Origin of the sequence: Frigoribacterium sp. Leaf164, from assembly GCF_001423665.1 — a bacterium.
GTDB lineage: Bacteria > Actinomycetota > Actinomycetes > Actinomycetales > Microbacteriaceae > Frigoribacterium > Frigoribacterium endophyticum.
In genome coordinates this window covers 1015277-1026164 of record NZ_LMOX01000001.1, presented here as the reverse complement: position 1 = coordinate 1026164, position 10888 = coordinate 1015277, and the positions used below count along the sequence as shown (strand labels likewise).

13 protein-coding genes are annotated in these 10888 nt (G+C 69.7%); 1 reads left to right on the top strand and 12 read right to left on the bottom strand.

Translation table 11 applies throughout. The features are described from left to right. The 3 genes from ASF82_RS16030 to ASF82_RS04625 form a co-directional block, all read right to left on the bottom strand. A partial coding sequence (locus ASF82_RS16030; protein WP_235491158.1) for a serine/threonine-protein kinase occupies window positions 1-623 on the bottom strand: 623 nt, incomplete at its 3' end. 166 nt (window positions 624-789) lie between these two features. Further along, the gene (locus ASF82_RS04630; RefSeq protein WP_056053975.1) at window positions 790-1608 is read right to left on the bottom strand and encodes a PP2C family serine/threonine-protein phosphatase; all 819 of its coding nucleotides are present in this window, start codon (window positions 1606-1608) and stop codon (window positions 790-792) included. Next, on the bottom strand, window positions 1605-2138 hold the full coding sequence (locus ASF82_RS04625; protein ID WP_056053972.1) for an FHA domain-containing protein: 534 nt from the start codon (window positions 2136-2138) through the stop codon (window positions 1605-1607). The genes ASF82_RS04630 and ASF82_RS04625 overlap by 4 nt, the downstream gene beginning before the upstream one ends. A gap of 225 nt (window positions 2139-2363) precedes the next feature. Here ASF82_RS04625 and ASF82_RS04620 point away from each other — a divergent pair, with 225 nt between their 5' ends. Further along, window positions 2364-2930 (top strand): methylated-DNA--[protein]-cysteine S-methyltransferase, encoded by a 567-nt coding sequence (locus ASF82_RS04620; protein WP_082514314.1) that lies wholly within the window; start codon window positions 2364-2366, stop codon window positions 2928-2930. Window positions 2931-2996: 66 nt separating this feature from the next. Here ASF82_RS04620 and ASF82_RS04615 read toward each other — a convergent pair whose 3' ends face one another. The 9 genes from ASF82_RS04615 to atpB are packed head-to-tail and all read right to left on the bottom strand — an operon-like array spanning window position 2997 to window position 10663. Further along, window positions 2997-3764 (bottom strand): YaaA family protein, encoded by a 768-nt coding sequence (locus ASF82_RS04615; RefSeq protein WP_056053969.1) that lies wholly within the window; start codon window positions 3762-3764, stop codon window positions 2997-2999. 25 nt (window positions 3765-3789) lie between these two features. Further along, complete coding sequence (locus ASF82_RS04610) at window positions 3790-4050, bottom strand: F0F1 ATP synthase subunit epsilon (RefSeq protein WP_056053966.1); 261 nt, start codon at window positions 4048-4050, stop codon at window positions 3790-3792. 2 nt (window positions 4051-4052) lie between these two features. Then, a complete protein-coding gene (gene atpD / locus ASF82_RS04605) occupies window positions 4053-5513 on the bottom strand; it encodes a F0F1 ATP synthase subunit beta (RefSeq protein WP_056053962.1) in 1461 nt (486 codons plus the stop codon). 39 nt (window positions 5514-5552) lie between these two features. Beyond that, the gene (locus tag ASF82_RS04600) at window positions 5553-6452 is read right to left on the bottom strand and encodes a F0F1 ATP synthase subunit gamma (protein WP_056053959.1); all 900 of its coding nucleotides are present in this window, start codon (window positions 6450-6452) and stop codon (window positions 5553-5555) included. A 44-nt stretch (window positions 6453-6496) separates the two neighbouring features. Further along, window positions 6497-8134 carry a F0F1 ATP synthase subunit alpha gene (gene atpA, locus ASF82_RS04595; RefSeq protein ID WP_056053956.1) on the bottom strand — a complete coding sequence of 546 codons (1638 nt, stop codon included), beginning with the start codon at window positions 8132-8134 and terminating at the stop codon, window positions 6497-6499. A 59-nt stretch (window positions 8135-8193) separates the two neighbouring features. After that, window positions 8194-8988, bottom strand: coding sequence for a F0F1 ATP synthase subunit delta (locus ASF82_RS04590; RefSeq protein ID WP_056053953.1), 795 nt, complete (start codon window positions 8986-8988; stop codon window positions 8194-8196). Window positions 8989-8990: 2 nt separating this feature from the next. Continuing rightward, window positions 8991-9548 carry a F0F1 ATP synthase subunit B gene (locus tag ASF82_RS04585; protein ID WP_056053950.1) on the bottom strand — a complete coding sequence of 186 codons (558 nt, stop codon included), beginning with the start codon at window positions 9546-9548 and terminating at the stop codon, window positions 8991-8993. Between the two features lie 20 nt (window positions 9549-9568). Further along, window positions 9569-9802 (bottom strand): ATP synthase F0 subunit C, encoded by a 234-nt coding sequence (gene atpE, locus ASF82_RS04580; RefSeq protein WP_043594505.1) that lies wholly within the window; start codon window positions 9800-9802, stop codon window positions 9569-9571. A gap of 54 nt (window positions 9803-9856) precedes the next feature. Further along, window positions 9857-10663: a F0F1 ATP synthase subunit A gene (gene atpB, locus ASF82_RS04575; protein WP_056053948.1), complete on the bottom strand. Its 807-nt coding sequence runs from the start codon at window positions 10661-10663 to the stop codon at window positions 9857-9859. Window positions 10664-10888 lie beyond the last annotated feature (225 nt).

The following is a 10888-nucleotide window of genomic DNA, read 5'->3' as shown; positions in this document are numbered from 1 at the left end:
CCCGCCAGCAGCGAGTAGACGGTGGCGCCCAGCGACCAGACCTCCGACTCGACGGTGCCGGCCGTCTCGTCGAGGAGGACCTCGGGCGCCGACCACGGGATCGACATGCCGACGACCTCCTGCGGCTCGCTCTCGCTGAGGGAGGCGGCGATGCCGAAGTCGGACAGCACCGGGTGGCCGTAGGCGGTCATGAGGATGTTCGACGGCTTGATGTCGCGGTGGAGCACCCCGGCCCGGTGCGCGGTCTCCACGGCGGAGCCGATGGCGACGCCGATGCGCAGCACGTCCGCGACGGGGATCCTGTCACGCCGGTAGCGCTCGCTCAGCGACGACGAGCACAGCTCCATCACGAGGTACGGGCGTCCGTCGGCCGAGACGCTCGCCTGGTAGACGGTGAGGATGGACGGGTGCGAGCTCAGCTGCGCCATGAGGTTGGCCTCGGCCTGGAACATCTGCCGCACCTGGTCGTTGACGACCTCGCTCAGCATCACCTTGACGGCCACCTGGCGCCGGGGCATGTTCTGCTCGTAGAGGAAGACGTCGGCGAAGCCTCCGGAGCCCAGCACGTGCACCGACGAGAAGCCCGGCAGGACGGGCGGTGTGGACGGCAGTCGTCGTGCCACGTCGCCTCCCGCCCCGCGCCGTCGGCGCGATCTGCCTCGATCACGTCGACGCCCCGTCGACCGGATCGATTCTAGGTCGGCGCCCCGAGGCGCCGGGTCGACGAGAGCGTTCGGGGGACAACGTCGGTCCCCCCATTTCGGGGGAGGGCTCGGCGCCCGTGGGGCGTCAGCGAGGGACGGTGGTCTCGTCCGGCTCGGCGTCGCCTGCCGGCGACGTGCCCCGCACGACGACGACGACGGCCGTCACGTTGTCGCGGCCGCCCGCGGCCACCGCCTGCTCGACGAGGTCCGCCGCCGCCCCGGAGGCGCCGTCGGCCGCCCCGAGGGTCGTCGCGATCGCCCGGGCGTCGAGCTCCTTCGTGAGCCCGTCGGAGCAGACGAGGAGGCGCTGACCGGGCCTCAGGGGCACGCGCCAGTAGTCGGGTCGGGGCTCCACGTCGAAGCCCACCGCACGCGTGATGACGTTGCTGTCGGGGTGCGACTCGGCGTCGTCGGGGTGCAGCATGCCAGCGTCGACCATCTCCTGGACGACCGAGTGGTCGACGGTGACCTGGCGCAGGACGCCGGCGTCGAGGAGGTAGACGCGGGAGTCGCCGACGTTGAAGACCGTGAACGACGGCTCGTCGTCGTCGAGCGACAAGAACGCCCCGGTCACGGTCGTGCCGACGCCGAGCTCGGTGTCGGCGGCCGCGACCGCGATCTCCTCCGTGGCGCGCAGGAGGGCCTCCTCGACCGCGTCGGTCGTGAGGAAGGGCGCCGTCGCCGCCTCGTGCAGCCGTCGCACCACGGCGTCGCTCGCGACGTCGCCGGCGCTGTGCCCGCCCATGCCGTCCGCGACGACGAAGAGGGGGGCCTCCGCGACGTAGCTGTCCTCGTTGTGGGCGCGTCGGCGGCCCACGTCGGTCACGCCCGCCCAGTCGAGGGTCAGGGTGGACCCCTCGAGGGCGAGGTGGTGGTCTGTCACGGGGCTGCCGAGCTCTGTCACGGGAGGGGATCTTCCTGGAGGGGGATGCGCTGAGGCGGGAGGACCTCGAGGAGGACGCCGTCGCCGAGGTCCACTATGGTCCCTGCGAGGGCCACGACCGACTCGCCCTGCCGGAGTCGGACGGGAACACGGCCCGGCATCACCACCACCGTGCCGTTCGTCGACCGCAGGTCGGTCACGACGACCACGTCGCCCTGCTGGTCGAACGACACGTGCGACGCCGAGACCTCGCCGCCCGCCGAGGGCACCGTGACGAGCTGTGGCTCGGCTCCCCTGACCACCCGGGGGGCGGCCGGCCGCCGACCCACGAGGAGCGGGCGGTCGAGCCAGTGCACCGCGGTCCCCACGCGGACGCCGTGGCGCCGGCGGGCGGGTCGGACGGGCGCCGTGCCCGCCCGGTCACCGCCCGGTCGAGCGCCGCGGGGTCGCACGACGGTGTCGTCGAGGTCGCGGGGCACGGCCCGCCCGGGCGGCCGCACGAGCGGCGTGACCACGGTGTCGTCGTCGCGGTGCGGATCGTCGTGGTCCATGTCGCTCCGCTCGTCGAGGTCAGCCGTGTCGTGACCGACAGGCCGGGAGGCGCGGGCCGGGGCCCCGGGACGCCGTCGCTCCAGGCTATCGGCCCTGCAGACCTGCTCCGGCGGTGGCGACGGGGGCAGGTCGCCGACAGTCGACCCGAGCAGCAAGACGGCGAGTTCTCCACAGGGCCCGCCGGCGGCGCCGCCCCGAGGCCCCCGTTCTCCTAGGGTCTCGTCATGAGAACCCTGGCCCTCGTCCCGCCCCCGCCGCCGGGCAGCGGCGCCGACGTCGCCCCGGAGGGCTCCGGCTTCGTCCGGCTCGACTCCCCCGTGGGGCGCATCGAGATCCACAGCCGTGGCTTCGCCGTCGAGCGCGTCGCGGTGGAGTCGGAGGGGCGCCTCCCCCACGACGGGCTCGACGAGCGGCCCGACGCCCTCCTCGTCGCGGCACGGACCCAGGTCCGCGACTACTTCCTCGGCGTGCGCCGGTGGTTCGACCTGCCGCTCCGCCTCACGGGGTCGTCGTTCCAGCGCTCGGTCTGGTCCGCGCTGGCGACGGTGGAGTGGGGCCGGACGACGACGTACGGCCGGCTCGGCGAGACGATCGGCAGCCCTCAGGCCGGCCGAGCCGTCGGCGGCGCCGTGCGCGCGAATCCGCTCCCGATCCTCGTGCCGTGCCACCGGGTCCTGGGCCGCACGGGAGGGCTCACCGGCTACACGGTCGGGGCGGGCGTCGAGACGAAGCGCTGGCTCCTCCAGCACGAGGGCATCGTCCACCGGGAGGGCCCGGTCGCCGTCCCGTGACCCCTGCGGCGCCCGGGCCCCTGGGCGGAGGTCCCCCGCGGGAGGAGCAGACGACGCAGGCGGGCGTCAGCCCACCGGTGTCAGGACGGACTCCGAGACCAGCGCGGTCTCCCCCGCCCTCGCCCCCGGCTCCAGCCCGATGCCGCGGCCTCCCGCCCACTCGACGAGGTCGTCGAGGGTCTCCAGCGAGGGCCTGTCGTCCAGGAGCGCCCGCACGAGGAGCCCCTTGGACTTCTTGTTGAAGTGGTTCAGCGCCCTGCGCGCGCCGTCGGCGCCGGAGACGACGCGCAGGTACGTCGACCGGTCGGCCTGCGCGGCGCCGAGGCCGACGTAGCCCTCGGAGCGGAGGTCGACCACGACGTCGTCGACCTCCGCGAGGCTCTGCGAGACGGCTGCCCGCCAGGTGGCCTTGAGGCTCGCCCCCGGCAGGCGCGAGTCGTGCGACAGTCGGTAGGCCGGGACGAGGTCGGTCGCGGAGACGAGACCGAGGAGGGCCGAGTGCACGACGAGGTGCCGCCCCGCCCAGGCCCACTCGTCCACGCTGAGGCCGGAGGCGCGGACGGGATCGAAGAGGACTCCCGTGTACCTCGCCAGGGCCGGCAGCACGGGCGCGGTCGGCAGTGCTCGGTTCCTGTCCACCTCAGAGCGCAGCCGCGGCCCGATCTTGAGGGCGGCGAGGGACGCCTCGACGTCCTGCGAGAGGACGGCGAGCCGTGACAGCACGTCCTCGCGCTGAGCGCGCAGCGACGGGAAGGCGAGCGCGTCGAGATCGACCCCGGACGCACCGCTGCCCCCGTCGACTTTCGTCTCGGACGGGGGCAGCAGGAACAGCACGGTGGAACGGGAGGGAGGAGACGGGTCAGGCCAGCTGCGCGTTGCGCGCGACCACGGTGACCGTGTCGTTCTCGACGGAGAGGAACCCGTCGTCCGCGGTCGCCTCGACGGTGGTGCCGTCGGCATGGCGGACGCGGACCCGGCCCGTGGCCAGGATGGCGAGGAGAGGCTCGTGACCCGGCAGGATCCCGATCTCACCCTCGGAGGTGCGGGCGACGACGGAGCTCGCCTCGCCCGACCAGACTTCCTGGTCGGCCGAGACGACGCTCACGGTGAGAGCAGCCACGATCAGCCGTTCTCCTTCTGGATCTGAGCCCACTTCTCTTCGACGTCGGAGATGGAGCCGACGTTGAAGAAGGCCTGCGTCGCGACGTGGTCGAACTCGCCGTCGGCGATCGCCGTGAACGACTCGATGGTGTCCTTCAGGGGGACGGTCGAGCCCTCGACGCCGGTGAACTTCTTCGCCATGTAGGTGTTCTGCGAGAGGAACTGCTGGATGCGACGAGCACGGGCGACCGTGATCTTGTCCTCCTCGGAGAGCTCGTCGACACCGAGGATGGCGATGATCTCCTGGAGTTCCTTGTTCTTCTGCAGGATGGCCTTGACGCGGATGGCCGTGTTGTAGTGCGCCTCGCCCAGGTACCGGGGGTCGAGGATGCGGCTCGTCGAGGTCAGCGGGTCGATCGCGGGGTAGAGGCCCTGCGACGCGATCTCACGCGACAGCTCGGTCGTCGCGTCCAGGTGCGCGAACGTCGTCGCCGGGGCGGGGTCGGTGTAGTCGTCGGCAGGCACGTAGATCGCCTGCAGCGACGTGATCGAGTGACCACGGGTCGACGTGATGCGCTCCTGGAGGATGCCCATCTCGTCGGCCAGGTTCGGCTGGTACCCCACCGCGGAGGGCATGCGGCCGAGGAGGGTCGACACCTCGGAGCCGGCCTGCGTGAAGCGGAAGATGTTGTCGATGAAGAGCAGGACGTCCTGCTTCTGCACGTCGCGGAAGTACTCCGCCATCGTCAGCGCCGACAGGGCCACGCGGAGGCGCGTTCCCGGCGGCTCGTCCATCTGGCCGAAGACGAGGGCGGTCTTGTCGAACACCCCGGCCTCGTCCATCTCGCCGATGAGGTCGTTGCCCTCACGGGTGCGCTCGCCGACACCGGCGAACACGGACACTCCACCGTGGTCCTGCGCGACGCGCTGGATCATCTCCTGGATGAGGACGGTCTTGCCGACGCCCGCACCGCCGAACAGGCCGATCTTGCCGCCCTGCACGTAGGGAGTGAGGAGGTCGATCGACTTGATGCCGGTCTCGAACAGCTGGGTCTTCGACTCGAGCTGGTCGAACTGCGGGGGCTTGCGGTGGATCGGCCAGCGCTCGGTGATCTCCACCTTCTGGTCGCCCTCGAGGTTCAGGATGTCACCGGTGACGCTGAACACCTTGCCCTTGGTCACGTCGCCGACGGGGACCGTGATGGGCCCGCCGGTGTCGGTGACCTCCTGGCCACGGACGAGACCGTCGGTGGGCTTGAGGGCGATGGCGCGGACGAGGTCGTCGCCGAGGTGCTGCGCGACCTCGAGGGTCAGCTCGCTCGTGCTCTCGCCGATGGTGATCGTCGTGTGCAGGGCGTTGTAGATGCCAGGGATGGCGTCGTGCGGGAACTCGATGTCGACGACGGGGCCCGTGACCCGGGCGATTCGCCCGACGCCGGGAGCCGACTCGGTCGCGACCGGCGCGGTTGCGGTGTCAGTCATGGCTTCTCTCTCTTCGGATGGTGAAACTGGGGTGCAGATCTACTTGGCCGAGCTGAGGGCGTCGGCGCCGCCCACGATCTCGGAGATCTGCTGCGTGATCTCCGCCTGGCGAGCGTTGTTCGCGAGGCGGGTGAAGTCGCGGATGAGGGTGTCGGCGTTGTCGCTGGCAGCCTTCATGGCCTTCTGGCGGGCGGCGTGCTCCGAGGCGGCCGACTGCAGCATCGCGTTGAAGATGCGGCTCTCGATGTACACCGGGAGGAGCGAGTCGAGCACCTCGACGGGGTCGGGCTCGAAGTCGTAGAGAGGCAGCACCTCGCCCTCGGCGGGCTCCTCGATGCCCTCCACCACCTCGAGAGGGAGCAGACGGACGACCTCGGGAACCTGGCTGACCATGTTCACGAAGCGGTTGTAGACGATGTGGATCTCGTCGACGCCGCCCTCGGCGGCCTCGGTGAGGAACTTCGACACGACCGCGTCGCCGATCTCCTTCGCCGTGGCGAACTCGGGCTGGTCGGTGTTGCCCGTCCAGATCTGCTCCGAGTCACGCTTGCGGAACGCGAAGTAGTTCTGCGCCTTGCGCCCGACGAGGTAGAAGACGACGTCCTTCCCCTGGCTGCGGAGCAGCTGCGACAGCTGCTCCGCCTCCTTCAGCGTGTTGGAGCTGAAGGCGCCGTTGAGCCCGCGGTCGGACGTGAAGACCACGACCGCGGCCCGCTCGATCGTCGCCGGCTCGGTGGTGAGGATGTGGTCGACGTCCGAGAACGTCGCCACGGCCGACACCGCCCGCGTGATGGCACGCGAGTACGGCCCCGAGGCCTTCATCCGCGCCTGCGCCTTCTGGATGCGCGAGGCGGAGATGAGCTCCATGGCGCGGGTGACCTTCTTGGTCGTCTGCGCGGAGCGGATCCTCTGGCGGTAGACCCGTAGTTGGGCTCCCATGACTCTCCTGTTGTCTCGTCAGTCGTGATCGTCGGTCGGGCGCGTCAGCGCTTGGCCTTGACGATCTTCTCCTGGTTGACGTCGTCGGCGTCGGTGGCGCTGAACTCCTCGCGGCCGACGGAGGCCAGCGGCTTGCCCTCGCCCGTCTGGAACTCCTGCTTGAAGGCGTCGATCGACGAGTCGAGCGTCGACACGATGTCGTCCGACAGCACGTTCTTCTCGCGCAGGTCCGAGAGCACCGAGGTGTTGCGACCCAGGTAGTCGAGGAGCTCGCGCTCGAAGCGGAGGATGTCGGGGACGGGCACCTCGTCGAGCTTGCCGTTGGTGCCGGCCCAGATCGCGACGACCTGGTCCTCGACCGGGTAGGGCGAGTACTGGGGCTGCTTGAGGAGCTCGGTGAGGCGGGCTCCACGAGCGAGCTGACGACGGCTCGCGGCGTCGAGGTCGGACGCGAACATCGCGAAGGCCTCGAGCGACCGGTACTGTGCCAGCTCGAGCTTGAGCGTGCCGGAGACCTTCTTGATCGACTTGACCTGTGCGTCACCGCCGACTCGCGACACCGAGATGCCGACGTCGACAGCAGGACGCTGGTTCGCGTTGAACAGGTCGGACTGCAGGAAGATCTGGCCGTCGGTGATCGAGATCACGTTCGTCGGGATGTAGGCCGAGACGTCGTTGGCCTTCGTCTCGATGATGGGGAGACCCGTCATCGACCCGGCGCCCAGCTCGTCGGACAGCTTCGCGCAGCGCTCGAGCAGACGCGAGTGCAGGTAGAAGACGTCGCCGGGGTAGGCCTCGCGGCCCGGCGGGCGGCGCAGGAGGAGCGAGACGGCACGGTAGGCCTCAGCCTGCTTCGACAGGTCGTCGAAGATGATGAGGACGTGCTTGCCGCCGTACATCCAGTGCTGGCCGATGGCCGAACCGGTGTAGGGGGCGAGGTACTTGAAGCCAGCCGGGTCCGAGGCGGGAGCGGCGACGATCGTCGTGTACTCCATCGCTCCGGCCTCTTCGAGCGCACCCTTGACGGAGGCGATCGTCGAGCCCTTCTGGCCGATGGCGACGTAGATGCAGCGGACCTGCTTCGTGGTGTCGCCGGACTCCCAGTTAGCCTTCTGGTTGATGATCGTGTCGATCGCGATGGCCGTCTTGCCGGTCTGGCGGTCACCGATGATGAGCTGACGCTGGCCGCGGCCGACGGGGATCATCGCGTCGATGGCCTTGATGCCGGTCTGCATGGGCTCGTGGACCGACTTGCGCTGCATGACGCCGGGCGCCTGCAGCTCGAGGGCACGACGCCCCTCGGTCGCGATCTCGCCGAGGCCGTCGATCGGTGCGCCGAGCGGGTCGACGACGCGACCCAGGTAGCCGTCGCCGACGGGGACGGAGAGGACCTCACCCGTGCGGGTGACCTCCATGCCCTCGACGATGCCCGAGAACTCGCCGAGCACGATGGCGCCGATCTCGTCCTCGTCGAGGTTCTGCGCGAGGCCCTGCGTGCCGTCCGCGAAGCGGATGAGCTCGTTGGCCATCACGCCGGGCAGGCCCTGCACGTGAGCGATGCCGTCAGCGGCGTCGGTGACGTAGCCGACCTCCGTGGTCGAGGCCTTCGACGGGTCGTACGACGAGACGAAGTCCTTCAGCGCGTCGCGAATCTCATCGGGGCTGATCTTGATGTCTGCCATTGTGATTCCTATTCGTAGCGAGGCTTCGGGAGGCCTCGAGTCTGTGTGTGGGAGCGTGCCTAGCCGGCGAGCTGGAGGCGGAGCAGGCTGAGCTTGGTGGCGACGGTCCCGTCGATGACCTCGTCACCGATCTGCACGCGCAGACCGCCGATGACGGCGGGGTCGATGACCTGGTTGATGCGGAGGTCGCGGCCGAACTGCTGCGAGAGGCCCCGTTCGAGCCGCTCTGCGTGGGCGGCGTCGAGCGACTTCGCCGTCGTCACCGTGGCCACGAGCTGCCCGGACTGGTCGGCGACGATGTCGGCCGCCGTGCGGACGAGCTCGCCGATGCGGCGGCCTCGCGGCTGGCGGACGAGGTGGGTGACGATCGCCAGGGTCTGCGCGCTCGCCTTGCCCTCGAGGAGCCGACGGACGAGGCCCGCCTTCGCCTCGGGGTCGCTCAGCTTCGTGCCGATCGCGAGCTCGAGCCGAGCGTCGGACGACACCGCGGCGTCGAACCCGAAGAGCTCGTTCTCGATGCTGCTGTCGGACGGCGCGCTCGAGGCGACGACCCGGAACCCGAGCTCCTCGATGCCGGCGAGCAGGTCGTCGGACGACGACCAGCGGCTGCCGACCACCGAGAGGAGCAGAGCACGGGCAGGCTCCGTGAAGGAGCCGAAGAGTCGGTCGACGAGCTGCTTCTTGACGGCGGCGTCGACGGCCGGGTCGGCGAAGTAGGCCTGCAGCTGCACGGACCCGCCGATGACCCGACCGGCGTCGAGCAGCTGCTCGCCCGTGGCCAGGTCGGCCGAGTCGCCGAGGTCGGTCAGGACCGACCGCGCCGAGCTGAGGGCCTCTCTGGACATGGAACCCATCGTCAGTTGCCCGCCTTCGCGTTCTGGTCGGCCTCGAGGTCAGCCAGGAAGCGGTCGACGACGGCCGACGCGCGAGCGTCGTCGTTCAGCGACTCACCGATGACGCCCGACGCGAGGTCGATCGCGAGCGAGCCCACCTCGGCACGGAGCGAGGCGACTGCTGCCGCGCGCTCGGCCTCGATCTGGACGTGGGCGTTCGCGGTGACGCGGTCGGCCTCGGCCTGGGCCTGCTGCTTGAGGTCGGCGAGGATCTCGGCTCCCTCGGCGCGCGCGGCCTCCCGGATGCGCGCAGCCTCGGCGCGAGCGTCGGCGAGCTGCTTCTTGTACTCGCCGAGCGCCTGCGCGGCCTCGGCCTGGGCGGCCTCGGCGTGCTTGATGCCGCCCTCGATGCGCTCAGCGCGCTCGTCGAGGATCTTGCGGAACCTCGGGATGGCGAAGATCCCGAAGAACGCCGCGATGACCACGAAGACGACGGCAGACCACAGGACGTCGTAAACAGCGGGGAAGAAGACGGCTGCCCCTTCGGGTGCCCCTTCTGCCGCGAGGATCGTCTCGATCATCGGTGTGTCGTCCTAACTGATCAGGAGAAGATGAAGCCGGCGGCGAGGCCGATGAAGCCCAGCAGCTCGGTGAATGCGATGCCCAGGAACATGGTGACCTGGAGACGGCCGGCGAGCTCGGGCTGGCGAGCCATGGCCTCGACGGTCTTGCCCGCGACGATGCCGATACCGATGCCGGGGCCGATCGCAGCGAGGCCGTAGCCGACGGTCGCGATGTTGCCGTTGATCTCAGCGAGGATCGTGGTGGTGTCCACTGTGTGTTTCCTTCCGGTTGGGCGAGCTCCGTCGGGTGACGGAACTCGTCGTACTTAGTGTTCTTTCGCCGCGGCCTGTTGGATGTAGACCGAGGCGAGGAGTGTGAAGACGTAGGCCTGCAGCACGGCGACGGCCATCTCGACGATGGTCATCACGAAGCCGCCGACCAAGGTCAGGGCGCCGAAGGCGATGAACCCGCCGCTCATGCTGAAGAAGAAGAAGTGCGTCGCCGCGAAGCAGAGCACGAGCAGGAGGTGGCCGACCATCATGTTCAGCAGCAGTCGCAGCGCCAGCGAGATGGGCCGGACGATGAAGATGTTGATGAACTCGATGGGCGTCAGGAGGATGTACATCGGCCACGGGACCCCGGGCGGGAAGAGGGCGTTCCGGAAGAACGTGCCCGTGCCCGCTTCGCGGATGCCGGCGTAGATGAACATCACGTAGGCCACGACGGCCAGCATGAGCGGCATCGCGACCACGGAGGTGCCCGCGATGTTGAGGCCGGGGACGATGCCGGTGATGTTCATGGCGAAGATGCCGAAGAACATGGCCGCCAGCAGCGGGAGGTACTTCCGACCCAGCTTCTCGCCGAGGATCTCCTCGACGATCTGGATGCGGACGAAGTCGAGGCCCAGCTCGGCGATGCTCTGCCCGCGGGACGGGATGAGCCGCCCCTTGCGCAGGGCCAGCCAGAACAGCAGCAGCATGACGGCGATCGCGAAGAGGCGGACCAGCATGATGCGGTTCAGCTCGAAGGGCGTGCCTTCGAAGAAGATGGCGGAAGGGAAGAACTCGTCAAGAGTCGGGGCGTGGAATCCCCCGTCTCCGTGGCCGGCGTCGGCAGCGGAGAGCAGGTTCACAGCGTTCGCTATCAGCGCTATCTCCTGTGTCGGGGCGAGCACCCTGAAGTGTCGCGACGATTGGTGGGGTTGTCATCCGAACCCGCAGAGAATCGCGGCCGGGGAACGGAGATCACCCTATCAAGGTAACCCTCAGGACAGCGAATCGACGGGGGTTCTTTCGCGCTGTGCATGCTTGTGCGTGCAGCTCGGACGCTCAGGGGCCTCGAGACGACCGTCAGCGGT

Coding starts and splice junctions, on each gene's coding strand:
- ASF82_RS04625 (WP_056053972.1), bottom strand. CDS start 2,138: ATGGACCACGACGATCCGCACCGCGACGACGACACCGTGGTCACGCCG.
- ASF82_RS04620 (WP_082514314.1), top strand. CDS start 2,364: ATGAGAACCCTGGCCCTCGTCCCGCCCCCGCCGCCGGGCAGCGGCGCC.
- atpD (WP_056053962.1), bottom strand. CDS start 5,513: ATGACTGACACCGCAACCGCGCCGGTCGCGACCGAGTCGGCTCCCGGC.
- ASF82_RS04600 (WP_056053959.1), bottom strand. CDS start 6,452: ATGGGAGCCCAACTACGGGTCTACCGCCAGAGGATCCGCTCCGCGCAG.
- atpA (WP_056053956.1), bottom strand. CDS start 8,134: ATGGCAGACATCAAGATCAGCCCCGATGAGATTCGCGACGCGCTGAAG.
- ASF82_RS04590 (WP_056053953.1), bottom strand. CDS start 8,988: ATGGGTTCCATGTCCAGAGAGGCCCTCAGCTCGGCGCGGTCGGTCCTG.
- ASF82_RS04585 (WP_056053950.1), bottom strand. CDS start 9,548: ATGATCGAGACGATCCTCGCGGCAGAAGGGGCACCCGAAGGGGCAGCC.